Below are 18,160 nucleotides of genomic sequence, written 5' to 3' on the forward strand. Positions count from 1 at the left end.
CTTCTTCTAGACTGCGCCGATGACCGCCAGGTACTCACCCGCCATCGATGTCGCCGCGGTCGATGCGATCGACTTCCACACTCACGTGGAGATCGACGCCACCGGCCACTGCGCCTACGACGCCGAACTGGCCGAGGCCACCGGCCGCTACTTCAAGCTCGGCGAGGACTATTTCGCGCGCGTCGACGACCTCGCCGAGCACTACCGGAAGCACAACGCCGCGGCGGTGGTGTTCACCATCGACGCGCGCACGGCTTCGGGCCACCAGCCCAACTCGGTGACGGAGTTGATCGAGGGGGCGATCCGGCACAACGACGTCCTGATCCCGTTCGGCTCGGTCGACCCGTGGGACGCCGACGCGGTGCGCCGGGTGGGGGAGTTGACCGGCGACCATGGCGTTCGGGGTTTCAAGTTCCATCCCAGTCTGCAGGGTTTCGAGCCCAACGACCGCCGGTTCTATCCGATCTACGAAGCGATCGCCGCCGCCGGTGTCCCTGCGCTGTTCCACACCGGTCAGACCGGCCTGGGCTCGGCGCTGCCGGGTGGGCATGGGATCAAGCTGCGCTACTCCGACCCGATGCTGCTCGACGACGTCGCCGCCGACTTCCCGGACCTGACCGTCGTGATGGCTCATCCGGCCGTGCCGTGGGTCGATGCGCAGATCGCCGTTGCCTCGCACAAAGCCAACGTGTTCGTCGACCTGTCCGGCTGGTCGCCGAAATACTTCCCGCCCCAGCTGGTTTCGGCGATCGGGCGACAGCTGCGGACCAAGGCGCTGTTCGGCACCGACCACCCCTACATCACCATCGAGCGGTGGCGGCGTGACTTCGAGACCCTGGAACTCGATCCCGCTGTGGTGCCGCTGATCCTCAAGGAGAACGCGCTGCGGGTGCTCGGTCTGCTCTAGCCGGTCTGGGAGTCGACGACCATCTCCGACGGCGCCGTGCGCTCCCACAGCACCGCCCCGATGCAGGCGGTCAACACCCACCCGGTGCCCACCACGCCGCACCAGATCAGCAGCGCCATCGCCACCCCGATCGGCCCGAAGCCGTCCCAGTCGTGCAGCAGCGACGGGAAGAACACCCGCGAGCCCAACGGGATGGCGATCCCGTCGATCGCCACACCGGCCAGTCCGGCCAGCGCCAGCGGGGTCAGCCCGCGTCCACCGTCACGGACCAGTAGTACGGGGGTGATCGACCAGAACAGCCACACCGGTATCAGCCCGGCGATGAACAACAGCACCCGCCCGGAACCGGTGACATGCCCACCGAACGTGATCCGTTCCCGCACCGCGATCATCACCAGGTACAGCCCGAACCACACGGTGCCGCGCAGCAGTCGGGTGAGCAGGCCGTAGGGTTCGCGGCGCCAGGCCCTGGAGAAGATCGTCGAAATGGTGGCCGACATCGGGACGCCCCAGATCAGGAACCCCGCCACCCCGATCAGCGTCCAGTCCGGTCGCAACCCCGCGGAGTTGCCGAACGCCTCCCTGACCCGATCGTTGAGCGGATGCTCGAGGGCGAACTGCCGAATGAAAATCGTCCCCGGGCTGGCGTTGTCGGCGAACCCGGAGATATAGCTGAACCCGATGATGATCAGCGGTATAACCGTGGTGAACAGCTGGGTGGACACCACCGCACCCTGTGTGCCGCCGTCGATTTCGGTGAAGCGTGCGACCAGTGACGCGAACGGGGCGAGGCGGCGCGACTCCTCCAGCCGGTGGTAGCGCTCCTCGATGCGGCGGCGCATCTCGTCTCGGTTGTGCCCGCCGGTCACTGGTCACCCGACCACGTCATGAGCAAAGGGTAGGGCAGCCCGGTGGCGGGGTCCGGGCGGATCCGGCGGTCAGCCGTTGCGCGTCGGCCCGCTCAGCGGGGTGGTGCTCGTCGCTCGCTGGCCCTTGCGCAGCGTGGCGATCAGTTCGCGGTACGGCCCGACCAGGTAGGCGATGTCTCCGGCGTTGAGCTGCGTATCCCGCCGTGGATGCAGCCGAAGCGGTACGTCGGCGCCGCCGATCGCGATGACCCGGGTGTCGGTGGAGAGCCCGAACATCCGGATACCGTCGAGCTCACTGCCGGGCTGCACCTGCACGGCGCCCACCATGAACGAGCGCTGACCCACCGAGAACGTGCCCAGTACGTCGAGACCCATCGCCGCCCCGATGAACCACGGGGTGGCCAGGTCGACGATCGAGCGGACGTATTCGAACTTGAACCGCTGGCCCACCGCGGCGCCGAGCGCCCGGTCGTAGATGCGCAACACGATCGGGATATCGGCCCGGTGCACCTCGGGAAGGCTTCGCGCACCGAGCATCTCGCGCAGCACGATGCCGGTCTCGATGTTGACCATGTCATTCTGGGTGAGCACCGCGACCGCTCGGGCGTCGTCGATCCGGGCCGCCTCCAGGGTCTGGCGCAGCGTGGCGTCGCCGAAGATGACTGGCAGTTCCAGCTCGGCCGCGGCCGACAGGTAGCGGTTGTCCTCGTTGCGTTCGATCACCGCGACGTCGTGGCCGGCCGCCTTGAGCACCGAGGCCACCCGGATGCCGAACGATCCGAGGCCCACCACCACGACGTGACGGTGCAGGTGGCGCACCCGCTGCCGGCTGGCGGCCTGGGAGATGCGGCGGGACAGCAGCACGTCGGCGACGAACGCCACCACGATCGCGGTCGTGGCGACACCGGCGAACATCATCGCCACGCCCCACAGCCGCAGCCAGTCGGGTTGATCGAGGAAGTTGAAGTCGCCGTAGCCGACGGTGGCTATGGTCTCGGCGGAGAAATACAGCGCGTCGATCCAGTCCATGCCGGGCTGTTGGTAGGCGAAGCGCAGCATGATGGTCGAACCGACAAGCAGGGTGGCCGACGCCGCCAGTGCCCGGTAGAACATCGGGTTCAGGTCGTCGCCGAACGCGCGTACGGAGTCGGAAATCCGGACGAACAGCGGGCGCGCCTGCGGGGTGGCCGGTATCGGCTTGGCGATCTCGATGCCCTGTTCGGCCAGTTCGTCGACGGTGCCGATCATCGCTGTCCAGTCGCCGGCCTGGACGTGCACGTCGCGGCCGGGACACGCGATCAACTTGCCGGGGGACTCGGAGTCGTCGCCACGCACGATGGCCACCGGGGCGAGGTCACCATAGATCTCTCGCAGGGTGCCGTCCCTGGTCGCGGTCGTGCCGGTGACGACGAAGTCGACGCCGGCCACCGAGATCGTGTGGGTGGTGCGCTTGAGCAGGGCCTCCACCACTGACGGGGCGGCCAGGTCGGCCACGTCGAGGATGGCACCGGGCCCGTTGCCGTCGGCCATGGCCTCGCGCAGCACGGTGTTGGCCAGGCGCGCGACCACGCGCACCGTCGGGTTGGCCCGCCTCGCCAGCAGCGCGACCTCGAGGTTGAGCGCATCGTCGTCGTCGGCGCAGATCACGGCGTGGGCGGTGGCGATCCCGGCTGCTTCGAGGTCCTCGGGGTGATGCGCGATCGCCACGATGAGCCCGGCATTGTTGAGCTCGTCGATGATCCGCAGACCGAGGGCGTCGTCCCCGCAGACGATGGTGTGGCCTTGCATGGGGAAACGCTACTTCGGAAACCGCGGCGGTGACGGGTCAGAATGACGTATGCCGACAGCTCCCTACGTCAAAGCCTGCATCAACGGTGCCCGCACCCCCGACGCGCATCCGGCGCTGCCGGTATCGCCGGCCCAACTGGCCGAGGCCGCGGTGGCTGCCCACGCTGCCGGAGCGCAGGCCGTTCACCTGCATCCCAAGACCGCCGACGGGGTCGATTCGCTGGCACCGGAGATCGTCGCCGCGGCGGTCAGCACCGTCCGGCGCGCGCTGCCCGGCCTGCCGTTGGGCGTCACGACGGGCTTCTGGGCGCTGCCGGATCAGCAGCAGCGGCTGCGCGCGGTCGAGTCGTGGACGGTGGTGCCCGATTTCGCCTCGGTCAACTGGCACGAGCCCGGTTCGCCCGAACTTGCGGCAGTGCTGCTCAGCCGCGGAATCGGGGTGGAGATCGGGATCTTCCACGCCGATGCCGCCGACGACTGGGCGCGCTCCGAACTCGCGCCGCACTGCATGCGGGTGATGATCGAGTTGTCCTCGGACGGCGATACCGAGACCGCCGACGACCTGCTGGCCAGGATCCGCCGCGCATCGTCGCCCGCGCCGGTGCTGCTGCACGGCCTGGACGCCAGCTGCTGGCCGCTGCTGGCACACGCGGGGTTACGCGGGCTGCAGACCCGGATCGGCCTGGAGGACACCCTGGTGCTGCCGGACGGCTCGGCGGCGGCAGGCAACGCCGAACTCGTGGCCGCCGCGCGCGACGTTCTGCGTCAGGTCACTCGCTAGCCGGACCTAGCGCGAAATCCGCGAAGTCGAAGCCCGGCACCACCACACAACTGACCAGGGTCGGCTCGTCGTCGCGGGGTCGGGCCCGCTGCCAGTGGCCCGGTGGCACCAGCACCTGCGGTTGCTGCCCGGCGCTGATGTCCGGACCGAGCAGAACCGTTGTGGCGCTGTTTCTTTCCGGCCCGATGTCCAACAGCAGCGGGCTGCCCCGGTGATACAGCCAGATCTCGGCGCTGCGCACGGTATGCCACGCCGACTGCTGGCCGGGCATCAGCACGAAGTAGATGGCCGTACCGGCGCTGCGCGGGCCGTTGTAATCGGGCGGCAGCGCCGACTCACCGATCACCAGCTCACTGCGCCAGGTCTCGCGGAAGTAGCCACCTTCGGGGTGCGGGCTCATGTCGAGCTGTCGAACCCAGTCGGGGAGATCGGTCATCGCAACAGCGTAGATAAATCGGTTGCCCCCGTCTGCGTTGCCGCACTAGCGTGGCGCTCGCTCGTACTCGATGTCGCACCGCAAGTCGGAAAGGACGGTCTCCGCCGTGGATCACAGCGCCGCTCACCAGCCCGCTGACCACCACATTGGAGACCCATGCCCACCGACTCTGCCGTCACCCTGATCGACCTCGACTTCGTCTGGCCGGACGGAACCGTCGCACTCGACGCAGTGGGCGGCACCCTGACGTCCGGACGCACCGGGCTCGTCGGTGCCAACGGCTCCGGCAAGTCGACCCTGCTGCGGCTGATCGCCGGGGAACTCACCCCGAGCCGGGGGAGCGTCATCGTGACCGGTGACGTCGCCTACCTGCCGCAGACCCTGACGCTGGACGTGCACCTGTCCATCGCCGACGTGCTCGGCATCGGCGCCAAGCTGGCGGCGTTGGCCGCCATCGAGTCCGGCGTCGCGACCGAGGGGGACTTCGACGTGATCGGCGACGACTGGGACGTCGCCGACCGTGCCGCTCAGGCGCTGTCCCGCATCGGACTGGGAACCGCCGACCTGACCCGCACGGTCGGGCAGGTATCCGGTGGGGAGGCGACACTGCTGGCGGTCGCCGCTGCGCGGCTGGAGCCGGCTCAGGTCACCTTGCTCGACGAGCCCACCAACAACCTCGACCGGGACGCCCGCGCCCGGTTGTTCGATGTGATCGCCGAATGGCCCGGCACGCTGGTCGTGGTCAGCCACGACATCGCCCTGCTCAACCGGATGGACAACACCGCTGAACTGCACAACCACCGGCTGACCACGTTCGGCGGCCCCTACGATCAGTGGCGGGCGCACCTGGACAGCGAACAGGCCGCTGCGGCGCAGGCGGTCGCGGCGGCTGAGCAGACGGTACGGGTGCACAAGCGCCGGCGCGCGGCGGCCGAGATCAAGCTGGCGCGGCGTAACCGCAAGGCGCAGAAGGACTATGACAACCTTCGCGCGCCCAAGATCGTGATGAACACCTGGGCGGCATCCGCCGAGGTGGCGGCAGGCAAACTTCGCACCGAGCTCGAGGACAAGGCGGCCGCGGCGGCCGACGCCCTGCAGGCAGCCGAGGCCAGGCTCCGCAGTGACGAACGCATCCGCGTCGACCTGCCTGATCTGGAGGTTCCAGCCAGCCGCCGGATCGCCGAATTGCCCGGCCGGCGTGGACCTTTGGTGGTGATGGGTCCGGAACGGATTGCCGTGACGGGGCCGAACGGAATCGGGAAGACCAGACTGCTCGAGGCGCTGCTCGCCGGGTCCGCCGGGCGGTTGCTGACCGACCGGGTCGGGTACCTCCCCCAACGCATCGACGGTCTCGACGAGCGGGCCAGTGTCCTGGACAACGTGCTGGCGGGAGCGTCGAATGCCGATGCCGCCCTGGTGCGCACCCGCCTGGCGCGGTTCCTGCTGCGCGGTGATGCGGTCTACCGGCCGGTGGCCACGCTGTCGGGCGGGGAACGATTCCGGGTGGCGCTGGCACGGTTGCTGCTCGCCGAACCGCCACCCCAGCTGATCGTGCTGGACGAACCGACCAACAATCTCGACCTGGCCACCGTGGACCAACTGGTGGACGCCCTGGCGGCCTATCGCGGTGCGCTGATCGTGGTCAGCCACGACGACGAGTTCCTGGCCCGGCTGGATCTGGATCGGACCTTGTCGATGCGGCGTTCCGGGGTCCTGGACGAGGCGGGTTAGGGTCTGACCATGGCACACCTGCGCCCGGGCTGGTTCGTCGTGCTGTGCGCGGCGGCGCTGGCGGTCAGCGCCTGGCTGCCGTGGTTGACCACATCGGCGGCCGGCGGCGGCCGGGCCAGCGCGATCGGTGGCACGGTCGGCAGCATTGTGCTTCCGCCACGCTTCGGCGCCGGCCAGTTGATCGTGCTGTTGGCCTCGGTGCTGATCGTCACCGGCGCGATGGTGGCGCGCGAGCTGTCCCCGCGGCTGGCCGCCGCGGCAGCGTTGGTGATCTCGGTGCTGCTCGGCGTGCTGACCTACTGGTACTACCACCTCAACGTCAGCCCGCCGATGTCGGCCGGATACGGGTTCTACCTCGGAGCGGCGTGCACGGCCGGTGCGCTGTTGTCGTCGGCGTGGGCACTGATCGCGGCGCTGGCGGGCAGACGATGAGCCGGTTCGTCGCACCCGTCACGCTGACCGGCCCGCGTTGGGTTTCCCTTGAGCCGCTGGATGATTCCCACATTCCGGAGATCGCCGTCGCCGCCGAGGACGTGGGGGAGCTGTGGTTCACCAGCGCGCCGACGCCGCAGACCGCGGCAGCGTGGGTGTCCAGGATGGCTGCCATGCAGGCTGCCGACGAAGGCGTGACGTACGTGATCCGGCGACGTACCGACGGTGTGGTCGTCGGCTCGTCGAGCCTGTTTCATGTGGACGCCGCCAACCGCCGTCTGGAGATCGGACACACCTGGCACTCGGCGTCGGCGCGGCGCACGGGGGTCAACACCGAGACCAAGCTGGTGCTGCTGAGCCATGCGTTCGACGAACTCGGTTGCGTCGCTGTGGAGTTGCGCACGCATTTCTTCAATCAGGCCAGCCGGGCGGCCATCGAACGGCTCGGCGCGAAGATGGACGGCGTGCTGCGCAGTCACCAGTTGCTGGCCGACGGGTCGCGCCGCGACACCGTGGTCTACTCGATCCTGGACATCGAATGGCCGGCAGTGCGCAACAACCTCACGTTCCTGCTCGGCCGTCACGAGTGACGGCCGAGCAGGAACGGACGGAATAGGTTGGGCCTCAGCCCGCGTCGACGGTCGTCGGCTCGATCGGCTTGCTCTCGCCGGTGCGGGTGATCTCGATGCGGCGGGGCTTGGCCCGCTCGGCCAGCGGGATCGTCACCGTGAGCACGCCGTTCTCGTAGGTGGCCGAGATCTTGCCGGTGTCGATGCCCTCGCCGAGTGCGAGCTGGCGACGGTAGGTGCCGAAGAATCGCTCACTGGTCAGCCACTGCACCGAGTCCTCCGAGCGTGCCGACCGGTGCGCGGTCAGCGTGAGGGTCCCGTTGTCGACGTTGACGTCGATCGAACCGGGATCCACGCCGGGCAGGTCGGCGGTCAGGACATAGTGGTCGTCGACCTTGTAGAGGTCCATCGGCATGAACCTGGGGCTGCGATCGGTTCCAGCTTGGCTGGCCAACAGTCCCCGGGCCATGGCATCGAGGTCATTGAACGGATCGAAGCGCAGCACAGTACTCACCTCCTGGATCTTCGAACGTAAGCCCGCCACCCTGGCGGGCAGCTCTACTGTGCACCGCCAGATTAGCACTCGGGCAGTAAGAGTGCTAATACTTTTCGACCGGATCTCGCCCGGTCGCGGGTAGGCTGGGCCGGGTTTTCGCGAAGGGACGAGATTGCGCAGGATGACGTTACGGCTGTCGGCCGCGTTGACGGCCGCGCTGGTGGTGGCCATCGCGGGTTGTTCGGAGGACGCGAAGCCGGTAGCGGTGAAATGCGACGAAGTGTCGGTGCCGATGGCCGACATCCCGACCCGCACCGATCAGGAGCCGCGACTGCGGTTGCCGCAACCGCAGGGCTGGGAGCGCACCACCAAGTTGGACTCCGAGACGATCCGGTTCGCGCTGCGCAACGAAAGCCTCACCGACGCGGGGTTCACCCCCAACGCGGTCGTGACGCTGCAGAAGGTGGGGTCCGACCTGGGCAAGCCGCAGCAGATTCTCGACGCCCAGAACACCCAGCTGGTGTCGAAGCTGAAGGTCAAGGATCTGAAGTCCGCCCCGGCGCAGGTGTGCGGGTCACCGGCGCAATCGACCAGCTACACCGCCCCGGCGATGGGCAAGATCCCGGCTCGCAACGCGACCTCACTCGCGGTGGTCTATCAGGCCGGTGACGTCAACTACGTCACCACGCTGACAGTGCAGACGATCAAGCCCGACAACCCTACCTACGCCGCCGATTCCGCGGTGATTCTCAAGGGATTCCAGATACTCCCGCCTAAATAGCGACCGGCGTGACCTCGGCGCCGCTCAGCCTCTCGGTGCAGTGATCGCACGCGAGTTCGCCGGTGAAGCCGGCCCCGCACTCCCGATGCGTCATCACCACCGCGGGACCTTCGGGGGCCTGGAACCACCACTGGGCCCATTGCAGGGCGGCGGTCAGCACCGGGAAGAACGCCAGACCCTTCTCAGTCAACAGATAGGCGGCCCGCTCGGGGCCCGAGCGCTCGGTCGGCGCGGTGGTCAGCACACCGATGTGGCAGAAGGTCTGCAGCCGCTCGGCCAGCAGGCTCGGCGGTGCCCCCAATTGCGTCTGAAAATCGGTGAAGCGGGTGGTGCCCAGGAAGGCGGCCACCAGAAGAGCTGCCGCCCAGCGATTCCCGAGGATGCTCATGGTCTCGGGAAACAGGCCCGCATGCCGGGCGGTGGCGTCGCTCTCCGAGCGGCGCCGTGTCGAGGCGGCGGGCGCCGAGCGAGACCACGTCCCGCTGGGCCCCAGGCTCAGGGCCACCTCCGCGCCCGCGACTGCGGCGTGACAGGCGTTGCACCGCAACTGTGGGGTGAAGTACGACCCGCAGGCGGTGTGGCACATGGCGGGCAGGTTCTCGCGATGCCCGGTCACCCAGTTGCGTTCCCAACCCCAGATGGACAGCAACGCCGGCCACAGCGACCGGCCGCGCTCGGTGATCAGATACTCGGTCCGCGCCCGGGTGGAGGCATGCACCTTGCGGGTCAGCAGGCCGTCGTCGACCAGCGTCCGCAACCGGTTGGTCAGAACCGAATTCGAGATCGGCAAGCGGGCCATGAACTGGCTGTACCGGCTGGCGCCCAACAGCGCCTGCTGGACGATCAGCAGGTTCCACTCGTCGCCGAGCAGGCCCAGCATCCGGCCGATGGCATTGGGGCCATCGGGCGCCAGGACGGTGGGTGTCCCGGCGGGTACGGTATCGCCCACTACAGCCCGATCGCCTCGGCGGCCGAATCGGTGGCACGCCAGCGGCGCAACGCATCGCCAGCCACCCAGGTGGAGTGGGTGCCGCTGGAGATCCGTTCCGGCAGTTGAAGTTTGCACACCGGCCCGTCGGGGAGCCGGGCGGCGTCGAACACCAGGCAGTACGACGCGTCGGCGGTCATATCGGAGGTCAACGTCACCAGGTAGCCGTCGTCCTCGGCCTGGCTACCGGCCCGGGGCGCCATGGCCGTCTCACTTCCGTAGACGCCGTCGTCGAAGCGGTAATGCTGCTCGGCGCCGGTGTGCACGTCGTGGCGGACCAGTCCGTCGAACAGGAACCAGCCCGGCTTGCCAGTGGCCGCATAGGTGTAGCGGTACGGCTCACCGAGATGCCCGCTGTTGATCATGCCGAACTCGGTGATGGTGTCCGACAGCGGTTCTTCGGTGAGACCGCCGGTGCGCAGGTTGAGCCGCCAGCGGTGCAGCCTGGTCTGCATCCGGTCGAGAGCAAGGAACCGGAAGGCCCGCTGCCACTTGGTGCCGGTGCCGTTGTCCGTCGGCTCCGGGTCGCCCTGGAAGAAGCCATCCAGCACGATCTCGTCGCCGTCCTCGTAGGCGTTCACGAAGTGCAGGACATAGGTGGGATCGGCCTCGAACCAGTGGATGTCGCTGCTGCTCCCGCGGCGGGGCAGCACCCCCAACCGTGAGGGCGTGTCCCGGTGAAAACGGGCGACGTGCAGGTCGCGCTCCAACAGCTCGGGATCCCAGAACAGCGGAAAGTCGTTGAGGATGACGTAGTTTCGGGTGAAGGCCATGTCGTGCGGCAGCCGTGGGCCGGGCAGCGGGACGTCGGTGTGGTGCACCAGGTCGTCGTTCGCGTCGACCACGCCGTAGCGCAGGTACGGTGCGGACTTCGAGTAGCTGAAGAACAGCATCTCGCCGGTGCGATCGTCAACCTTGGGATGTGCCGAGACTCCCCAGTCGGCCGGGAACGCGCCGTTGAACGTCTCCTTGCCGAGGGTTTCGGCCGAGTACGGGTCGACCCGGTACAGGTCGCCGCACTGGTAGAAGCTCGTCAGCGCGGTGCCGCGGTGCACCACCACGTCGGTGCTGGACGCGTCCTTCAGCAGCGTGCGGGCGCCCCAGCCGTGGTCCACCTTCGCCAGCGACAGCGGCTCGGCCAGTCCAGGCCAGAGCGGGCCGCCGGCGGCGTTTTCCGCCGCGAATCCGTCGGTGCGGACAAACCGGTTGCGGTAGAACGCTTTTCCATCGCGGAATCCGACGATGTGCAGCATCCCGTCGCCGTCGAAGGGGTGGTAGGCCTTGAACGCCGGATGTAGGGGATTCTCGGTGTTGCGTAGGTAGATCCCGTCGAGGTCGACGGGAATCTCGCCGTCCACCACGGTGAGATCGTCGGCGCGCCACTCGGCGGTCTGTGGCCGCCACGGTCCGGTGCGGTAGGGGTGGTCGTCGTCCTCGGGCAGGGTGGACAGGAACTTCCCGACGATCTCAGTGTCCATCGTCTGCCGACCTGATCACGAAACTGACTGTGGTGGCGGTACTCCCGCCGAAGTTGAGGGTACCGAAACGGCGCGCTCCGTCGACCTGATAGTCACCGGCCAGGTCGCTGACCTGTTTGGCGGCGTCAAGCATCATCCGGATGCCCGACGCACCCACCGGATGCCCGCCGCCGATCAGCCCGCCGCTCGGGTTGATCGGCAGACGGCCGCCGATCTGGATCTCGCCGTTCTCGATCGCCTTCCAGGACTCGCCGGGGCCGGTCAGGCCGATGTGATCGATGGCCAGATACTCACTCGGGGTGAAGCAGTCGTGCACCTCGAAGCCGTCGAGGTCGTCGATCCCGACGCCGGCCCGGCCGAACGCGTCGTGTACGGCGGCTCGAACGTGCGGCACCACATACGGGTTGGCCGCGTCATGGTCGAGTTTCTGGCGCAGACCGAGTCCGACCGTGCGGTGACCCCAGCCCTCGATCAACCCGATCGGGCGCACCCCGGGGTGATCGCGGAGGAAGTCGTCGTTGACCAGCACGATGCCGGCCCCGCCGTCGGTCATCTGGCTGCAGTCGTAACGACGGATCCGGCCCTCCACGGGCGGGTTGACGGTGTCGTCGCTGCCGCCCGACGCGAGATCGGGGACCTGCCAGTCGCGAGTCTGGGCGTTGGGGTTGCGCCGCGCGTTGGCGAAGTTCGTTGTCGCGATTGCGTGCAGGTGGGCATCGTCGAGTCCGAAGCGGCGGTCGTACTCCGCGGCGACCTGCGAGAACATCGACGGCCACACGTACTTGGCATCGGTGGCCTCGTGACCGGTCCAGGCCGCGGTACCGAGGTGGGCGGCGGCGGTGTCGCCGGGCACCGTCTTCTCCAACTCGACGCCGACCACCAGTGCGGTGCGGTAGTTGCCGGCGCGCAGGTCGGCCATCGCCGCCAACGCGGCCACGCTGCCGGAGGCGCAGGCCGCCTCGTGCCGAGTGGCCGGGGTGTCCCACAACCCCTCGTGCACGGTGGCCGGCATGGCACCGAGGTGTCCTTGTTGGGAGAACAGCTCCCCGAACGCGTTGGCGACGTGGACGACGCCGATGTCGACGGCGTCGATCATCGACTCAGCCAGAGTCATATCGACGACCTCGCGGGTCAGCGCCGCGAAGTCGTGGCCTTCCCGGGCGAAGTTTCGAGCGAAGTCGCTCTGGTAGCCACCGAGAATCCAGACGTTGCCTGCCACAGCGCCGAAGTTACTACAGCTAAAAGAGTAGCGGGCCGGAATGCCCGAGCCGCGGCGAGGGGAGGCGGTCCCATCGGCTCGCGGTCTGAACCGACAGGACCTCGGCGGGCGTGGGTGTCGACCACCGCGCCCGCTTCAGCGCAGCATTGCCAGGGCCGATCATCCACAAACGTCGTCGTCGGGTGGGGCGGCGAGTGGTTTCGGTTAGTTTCGATGGGCTTCGGGGAACACCACACCGATGTCTAGGTCCAACCACGATCTGGCGCAGCGGATGGCCGAGCTGTCCCGGGCCACCGCCCTGCCGCGCGATGTCGACGAGGTTCTCGCCGGCGTGACGGCTGCGGCGGCCGAGATGATTCCGGGCACCGACACCTGCGGTGTGTTGTTGATCGGCAAGGGCGGCAAGTTCGAATCGCTGTTCGGCACCTCCGAGCTCATCTACGAGCTCGACGCGCTGCAGGAGACGTGCGGGGAAGGTCCCTGTATTCAGGCGGCGATCGATGAGCTGATCGTGCGGACCGACGATTTCACCACGGAACGTCGTTGGCCCAAGTACAGCAGTGCAGTCGCCGAACTCGGGGTGCGCAGTGGCCTGTCGTTCAAGCTGTACACCAGCGAGTCGACCGCCGGCGCGCTCAATCTGTTCGGGCTGGCGCCGCACGCGTTCGACGGTCAGTCCGAGGCGATCGGCTCGGTGCTGGCCGCGCACGCGGCATCGGCGATCATCGCCAGCCGCCACGGCGAGCAGCTGGAGTCGGCGTTGACCACCCGCGACGTGATCGGCCAGGCCAAGGGCGTGATCATGGAACGCTTCAATGTCGACGCCATGCGGGCGTTCGAGATGCTGCGGGAGCTGTCACAGACCACCAACACCAGGCTTGTCGACATCGCGAACCGGGTGATCGAGACCCGGGGCGATTAGCTCCTCGGTATCGTGACCATAGTTTTTCCGGTACTGCGGGGGTTGGGCCATGTCGAGTGCTGTGCTCGAGCGGTGGTGGCGCACCTCTGACCACTACGACTGGTTGAGCGCTTACCTGGCCGACCGAGGCATGCGCGGGGCCACCCGGGCCCTGATGGCGTTCCTCGCGAGTTCGTTCGTCGCGTGTCTGCTGGCGTTGCTCGGATCCGCCGACGGCCCGACCGGGACCGTGCCCATCACCCTGACCTGGCTGGCGGTGCTCGGTGGCATCGGCGGGGCGGTGCTGTTCGCCGTGCGCTGGCCGACGCGGCGCGAGGCCTTCGTCTTCGCCGTGGTCACCAACGCATCGATCGCGATGGCGTGTCTGGCCTATCCGAGGGCGCTGCCTTCGGTGGTCGGGTGTATCGCGTTCGCCACCATCGGTGCCTATATCGCGTTCTTCCTCACCACCGGGTTCGTGCTGTACAACTTCGCCGTCGCCGCGGCGGTGGTGACCAGCGGTGCGGCGCGGATGGCCGCCGAGGGACAACCGGTTCTGGCCGCGGTGGACTGGTGGTTGATCATCCAGATCAACATCGCGCTTCCGCTGGCGATCCAGATACTGGTCCGCGCGCTGGGGGCGGATCTGCTTCGCGCCGAACGTGATCCGTTGACGGGGTTGCTGAACCGACGGACCTTCCACCGCGACACCTCGGGCTTGATCGAGATGGCCCGGGCCTCAGGCGCCTATCTGGTGGTGGCGTTGATCGATCTGGACGCGTTCAAGGCGGTCAACGACCGGTACGGGCACGCGGCCGGCGACGAGGCGCTGGTGCATGTCGCCCAAGCCATCACGCAGACCGCCGGCGACATCGCGGTCGTCGCGCGCAGTGGCGGCGAGGAGTTCCTGCTTGCAACGACGTCGCCGACCGCGGACTGCCGGGAGTTGGCGCACCGGATCTGCACGGCGATCGCGCAGTCGCCGGCGGGGGTCACCGCCAGCGTCGGCACCAGCGCGGTGCGGCCGAACGAGGCCCACGGGAACGACAAGCTTCTGGTCGACCAGCTCGTCGCCACCGCCGACTGGGCCATGTATCGGGCCAAACGCGCCGGCGGAAACGGCTTTCGCCACCAGGACACCGATTCGATCGGACGGCGACCGCCCGGGTTGGAAGGCGACGTGAGTCAATCCGCCTGATGCTCGGCGCGGATCATCGAAGCTGGTCGCCGGGGAACCCCCGAGACGGATGGACATCGAACACGAAGAAACAGTGGAAGATTGACTTAGCGCCAACGGCGGCTACCTGGCCCGCTCGGCGACCTCCAGCAGCAGGCCGTGAGCAATACATCCCTCAACCGCAAGAGCGCGAGTGTCCATAGCGACCACCACCCTGTCGACTGAAGGCGTTTTCGACCACGACCGCATGCTGTGGAAGCCCAGGCGCGGCGCCACGGCAATCGCGGACAAGTTCGTATCGACGCGAGCAGCTTTCAAGGACATGAATGAAGACAGCCGCTGGAACCCGTAGGTGCGAGAAGACCGGTCCGACGCGGAACGCGCAGAGGCCCGGCTGCTCCTTTTCGGGCATCAATCGCTGGTTGAGCACGCGCGGTCGGAACTGGCGGGATGTGTAAACGGCACCACCAACGGCGGTGCCAAACAAGCAGTAATCCACATTATGCGCTAGCGCCAACCTGGCATTGCTTTTTCTCACCATTTAGTGTAATAGATACAAGTAAATTTAAGGAGCACTTATACCATGGTCGCCAACTCGGATCAGTTGCCGCAAAGCCCAGGCAACCCAAACAACAACGACAAAAAATACAATAAACTCAAAAAGGGAATTGGCGCGCTCGTATTAGGTGGCCTAGCCATCCTAGGATATGAAACCGTCGTCAAAGATCACATAGGACACGATGTCGACAAAATCGCCCTTGACACAGTCCAAGACAAGCTTGCCGAACAAAAAGCAGAAAGCACTAGGGCAGAGCGCCCAGCCAACCTCAATGTAAGCAATGCAACCCCTGATCAGTTCCTCAACGAACGATACTTCACCGCCCAAGAACGACTCGACTGGGCATATAGTGTGCTTAATCAAGCCTCTATCAACCCCGAATTTACTGGCAAAACTCTGCTAGAAGAGCATTACGAAAAAGTACGAAAACGATTCAACGAGCAAGAAGCGGCGGGTGGCTATGAATACATTAAAAGCTTTGTCCCTCAGTCCGAGCAAATGTCCGGAGACGAAATCTTTACTCTGTTCACAACAATCCAAGACATCCAGCAAAATTCTGATCTCCCTGAAAATACCCGACTTAAACTAAGTGGTGCAATATTCGATGACTTCACTTCAACTACGTTTAAGGGGCACCAGAGGCTCGTTGAAGGGGGCGGCAGCGATGTCGTACTCCGAGGAGTGAATGTCTCTTCAGTAAACGGTAAAACGATTGAATCGCCTGTGTTCCACGACGGGACTCTACCCAACGGATACACCGCAGCCGGTGTTCCATCGAAAATTGTTGACGGAATGATCAGTGGCCTGTCTAGTGGCACCGTAACTTTTCAGGCAACCTTCCAATTCCATGGCGGCAAACCTGTGATCGTCGATATCCAGAACTATTCAGGTGGATACGGCCCCCTCGACGCCAGCTACATCCAATCAATTCCCGCGAATTAAACGACAGCCTTCTCCGTATTCTGACCGCGTCTGCCCGCTGAAGCTTGCGCAGTAGCTTTGCGGCAGTGGTTATTTAACTCTCGATGTCAGCAAACTCATTGTTTTGTGATCAAATCCTCGCACGGCGTGTTAATTCTTTCATAAATTTTTGAAAGTATTCATGAGTTCAATCGCCGAGTTCTACAGCCGCAACCTGGCGCAAGAATTGAACAAGGGCATGGAGCAGAAGGCCAAGACGGGCGGAACCCCGGCAAGGCGCCGCTCGGCTATCGCAATGTTCGCGCTGTGAATGCTGAGGGCCGCGAAGTCCGAACCGTCGATGTCGACCCAGATAAAGCTCCGTTGATTGCGTGGGCTTTCACCGCGTATGCGACGGGTGACTGGACACTCAAGCTGCTCGCTACCGAGCTTGAGCGACGTGGGTTGGCCACCAGGCCGACGCCGAAGTCGCCAGGTCGGCCCATCAAGTACAACTCGCTGCATAAAATTCTGACCACGCCCTATTGCAAGGGTGAGGTCACCTACCGCGGGGTGCGATACCCCGGGCGCCATCAACCGCTTGTCGATGCGGCGACGTGGACACGGGTGCAGGATGTGCTCGCGTCGCACGCGATGGGGGAGAAGCAGCGCGAGCATCCGCACTATCTGAAATCAAGCGTGTTTTGCGGGCGATGCGGCAGTCGCCTGATCGTCACGATGTCAAAGAACCGCTCCGGCAAGGTATATCCATATTTCATATGCCTTGGACGGCACCAAGACGACGGACTGTACGCAGCGCGCGATCCTGATCGCTCGACTGGAAGAACTGATCGAAGGTGAGTACCGGGCGCTGCAGATGCAGCCCGACCTCCGGGACAAGATTGAAGCGATGGTGCGCGACGAGTTCCGCGAGTATCGACGTGCCACTAATACCGAACGGCAGCAACTCACCACGCAGCATGACGGCCTCACAGGTGAACGGATCTGGCTTCTGCAAGCCCACTACGCAGGTGCTGTCCCGCTTGACCTGCTTAAGACGGAGCAGGATCGCATTGCGCGTCAGCTCTCCGCGATCGAGACACGGCTGGCTGCGACGGATATTGAGGTAGACCGCTTCGAAACCGCGCTCCATGCAGCACTCGACTACGCGACGAACTGGAGCAAGGGCTACGTGCTGGCCGGGCACCACGAAAGGCGGCTCTTCAACCAGGCATTTTTCGCCCGGTTTGAGGTCAAAGACGACGATCTCAGCAGCGAGCTGGCGGAGCCTTTTCGGACTCTGCTTGATCCTGCCGTTGCTGAAGCGGCAGTTCAACACGCGGCAGATGCCGCCAACGCCGACGGTGATCAGAGGCGAGCGCAACCCCTGGCAGATGCCCTGATCAGGGCCAACGAAAAACCTGCGCCAGATGGCGCAGGTTTGAAAGAAACACTTTGGTGCCCCCGGCAGGATTCGAACCTGCGACACCGGCTTCTGAAAGATCCAATTCTCTGGCTATCCCCCGGGTGCACGCAAATGATAGTTACTCAGGCGCTTTGATCCTGGTATAGCCGCGATAGTTCTCAAGGTTTCCCTGCAATTCTCCGTCAAAAGTGATGAATAAACGATGGGTTGTCGGTGGGCCTCGGTACGGTCTGCGCCTGGACCAGTCCTACTCGATGGAGACAAGGAGCCACAGATTATGGCGGATTGGGAGCCGGTGGCCCGCGTGGGAACACCCGAGGTGAAGCCGGGGTACGGAGCCAGAACCGTCGATCTGTTCATCGGGACCGTACCGACGGCGCCGGCCGAGTGGAAGCAGCATTTCCACGCGAAGCTGAGCGACCTGGGATTCAAGGCGCAGTTCAACTACAAGCATGCTGACGACGGCGAGGGGATGCACATCACTGCTCCTGAGGACAGCTTCGAGCGCGCGGTGAGAGCAGTTGACGAAGCCATCGAGTACGCGAACGAGCAGTACGAGACTGTCGACCTGCCCTTTGAGCTCCAGGCCCGTCAGCACGAGACTGATCTGGAGACAGAAGAGGCCCGGCAGCTCGCCGCGCTCAATGAACGAGCCGCGAAGCTTGCGAAGCCCGGGGAGCCTGCGTGGATGCGCTACCGGCGCGAGCAAGACTGACTTTTGG

At 65.8% G+C, this 18,160-nt stretch carries 20 protein-coding genes; 13 read left to right on the forward strand and 7 right to left on the reverse strand.

Annotation, left to right across the window (positions count from 1 at the left end):
• Positions 1-19: 19 nt before the first annotated feature.
• Positions 20-907, forward strand: a complete 888-nt coding sequence (locus MSZK_RS06070) for an amidohydrolase family protein (RefSeq protein ID WP_099245837.1) — start codon at positions 20-22, stop codon at positions 905-907.
• Here MSZK_RS06070 and MSZK_RS06075 read toward each other — a convergent pair.
• Together MSZK_RS06075 and MSZK_RS06080 are read right to left on the reverse strand one after the other, a co-directional pair.
• On the reverse strand, positions 904-1,749 hold the full coding sequence (locus MSZK_RS06075; protein ID WP_233211134.1) for a hypothetical protein: 846 nt from the start codon (positions 1,747-1,749) through the stop codon (positions 904-906). The genes MSZK_RS06070 and MSZK_RS06075 overlap by 4 nt on opposite strands.
• A gap of 96 nt (positions 1,750-1,845) precedes the next feature.
• Entirely contained in the window at positions 1,846-3,564 is a 1,719-nt protein-coding gene (locus MSZK_RS06080; RefSeq protein WP_099245842.1) for an NAD-binding protein, read from the reverse strand.
• Positions 3,565-3,613: 49 nt separating this feature from the next.
• Between MSZK_RS06080 and MSZK_RS06085 the strand changes: the two genes are divergently transcribed.
• Positions 3,614-4,345 carry a 3-keto-5-aminohexanoate cleavage protein gene (locus MSZK_RS06085; protein ID WP_099245845.1) on the forward strand — a complete coding sequence of 244 codons (732 nt, stop codon included), beginning with the start codon at positions 3,614-3,616 and terminating at the stop codon, positions 4,343-4,345.
• Here MSZK_RS06085 and MSZK_RS06090 read toward each other — a convergent pair.
• The gene (locus MSZK_RS06090; RefSeq protein WP_099245847.1) at positions 4,335-4,781 is read right to left on the reverse strand and encodes a cupin domain-containing protein; all 447 of its coding nucleotides are present in this window, start codon (positions 4,779-4,781) and stop codon (positions 4,335-4,337) included. The two genes, MSZK_RS06085 and MSZK_RS06090, sit on opposite strands and share 11 nt — an antisense overlap.
• A 156-nt stretch (positions 4,782-4,937) precedes the next feature.
• Between MSZK_RS06090 and MSZK_RS06095 the strand changes: the two genes are divergently transcribed.
• The 3 genes from MSZK_RS06095 to MSZK_RS06105 are packed head-to-tail and all read left to right on the forward strand — an operon-like array spanning position 4,938 to position 7,534.
• Positions 4,938-6,512, forward strand: coding sequence for an ABC-F family ATP-binding cassette domain-containing protein (locus tag MSZK_RS06095; RefSeq protein WP_099245849.1), 1,575 nt, complete (start codon positions 4,938-4,940; stop codon positions 6,510-6,512).
• Positions 6,513-6,521: 9 nt separating this feature from the next.
• A complete protein-coding gene (locus MSZK_RS06100; protein WP_099245851.1) occupies positions 6,522-6,944 on the forward strand; it encodes a hypothetical protein in 423 nt (140 codons plus the stop codon).
• Positions 6,941-7,534, forward strand: a complete 594-nt coding sequence (locus MSZK_RS06105) for a GNAT family N-acetyltransferase (protein WP_099245853.1) — start codon at positions 6,941-6,943, stop codon at positions 7,532-7,534. Before MSZK_RS06100 ends, MSZK_RS06105 begins: the two co-directional genes overlap by 4 nt.
• A 34-nt stretch (positions 7,535-7,568) precedes the next feature.
• On the opposite strand, the gene MSZK_RS06110 is transcribed toward MSZK_RS06105, so the two are convergent.
• Complete coding sequence (locus MSZK_RS06110) at positions 7,569-8,018, reverse strand: Hsp20/alpha crystallin family protein (protein ID WP_099245855.1); 450 nt, start codon at positions 8,016-8,018, stop codon at positions 7,569-7,571.
• A gap of 172 nt (positions 8,019-8,190) precedes the next feature.
• Between MSZK_RS06110 and MSZK_RS06115 the strand changes: the two genes are divergently transcribed.
• Complete coding sequence (locus MSZK_RS06115; protein ID WP_099245857.1) at positions 8,191-8,790, forward strand: LpqN/LpqT family lipoprotein; 600 nt, start codon at positions 8,191-8,193, stop codon at positions 8,788-8,790.
• Here MSZK_RS06115 and MSZK_RS06120 read toward each other — a convergent pair.
• From MSZK_RS06120 to MSZK_RS06130, 3 genes are read right to left on the reverse strand one after another with little or no spacing between them, the layout of a single operon-like run.
• Positions 8,783-9,739 (reverse strand): helix-turn-helix domain-containing protein, encoded by a 957-nt coding sequence (locus MSZK_RS06120; protein WP_099245859.1) that lies wholly within the window; start codon positions 9,737-9,739, stop codon positions 8,783-8,785. The genes MSZK_RS06115 and MSZK_RS06120 overlap by 8 nt on opposite strands.
• Complete coding sequence (locus tag MSZK_RS06125; protein ID WP_099245861.1) at positions 9,739-11,256, reverse strand: carotenoid oxygenase family protein; 1,518 nt, start codon at positions 11,254-11,256, stop codon at positions 9,739-9,741. Before MSZK_RS06125 ends, MSZK_RS06120 begins: the two co-directional genes overlap by 1 nt.
• Positions 11,246-12,475 carry an acetyl-CoA acetyltransferase gene (locus MSZK_RS06130; RefSeq protein WP_099245863.1) on the reverse strand — a complete coding sequence of 410 codons (1,230 nt, stop codon included), beginning with the start codon at positions 12,473-12,475 and terminating at the stop codon, positions 11,246-11,248. Before MSZK_RS06130 ends, MSZK_RS06125 begins: the two co-directional genes overlap by 11 nt.
• 238 nt (positions 12,476-12,713) lie before the next feature.
• On the opposite strand from MSZK_RS06130, the gene MSZK_RS06135 reads away from it, so the two are divergent.
• The 7 genes from MSZK_RS06135 to MSZK_RS06165 all read left to right on the forward strand — a co-directional run bounded on the left by MSZK_RS06135 (position 12,714) and on the right by MSZK_RS06165 (position 18,153).
• Positions 12,714-13,397 (forward strand): GAF and ANTAR domain-containing protein, encoded by a 684-nt coding sequence (locus MSZK_RS06135; RefSeq protein WP_099245865.1) that lies wholly within the window; start codon positions 12,714-12,716, stop codon positions 13,395-13,397.
• A 49-nt stretch (positions 13,398-13,446) separates the two neighbouring features.
• Positions 13,447-14,574 carry a diguanylate cyclase gene (locus MSZK_RS06140; RefSeq protein WP_099245867.1) on the forward strand — a complete coding sequence of 376 codons (1,128 nt, stop codon included), beginning with the start codon at positions 13,447-13,449 and terminating at the stop codon, positions 14,572-14,574.
• 562 nt (positions 14,575-15,136) lie between these two features.
• On the forward strand, positions 15,137-16,054 hold the full coding sequence (locus MSZK_RS31965; RefSeq protein WP_142389877.1) for a hypothetical protein: 918 nt from the start codon (positions 15,137-15,139) through the stop codon (positions 16,052-16,054).
• Positions 16,055-16,214: 160 nt separating this feature from the next.
• Positions 16,215-16,343, forward strand: a complete 129-nt coding sequence (locus tag MSZK_RS33375) for a hypothetical protein (protein WP_255414189.1) — start codon at positions 16,215-16,217, stop codon at positions 16,341-16,343.
• The gene (locus tag MSZK_RS06155; protein ID WP_158230554.1) at positions 16,340-16,873 is read left to right on the forward strand and encodes a recombinase family protein; all 534 of its coding nucleotides are present in this window, start codon (positions 16,340-16,342) and stop codon (positions 16,871-16,873) included. The genes MSZK_RS33375 and MSZK_RS06155 overlap by 4 nt, the downstream gene beginning before the upstream one ends.
• Positions 16,797-17,573 (forward strand): hypothetical protein, encoded by a 777-nt coding sequence (locus MSZK_RS06160; RefSeq protein WP_142389878.1) that lies wholly within the window; start codon positions 16,797-16,799, stop codon positions 17,571-17,573. Before MSZK_RS06155 ends, MSZK_RS06160 begins: the two co-directional genes overlap by 77 nt.
• 142 nt (positions 17,574-17,715) lie before the next feature.
• Positions 17,716-18,153 (forward strand): hypothetical protein, encoded by a 438-nt coding sequence (locus MSZK_RS06165; protein ID WP_099245878.1) that lies wholly within the window; start codon positions 17,716-17,718, stop codon positions 18,151-18,153.
• Positions 18,154-18,160 lie beyond the last annotated feature (7 nt).

Source organism: Mycobacterium sp. shizuoka-1, from assembly GCF_002723835.1.
In the GTDB taxonomy this organism is placed as follows: Bacteria; Actinomycetota; Actinomycetes; order Mycobacteriales; family Mycobacteriaceae; genus Mycobacterium.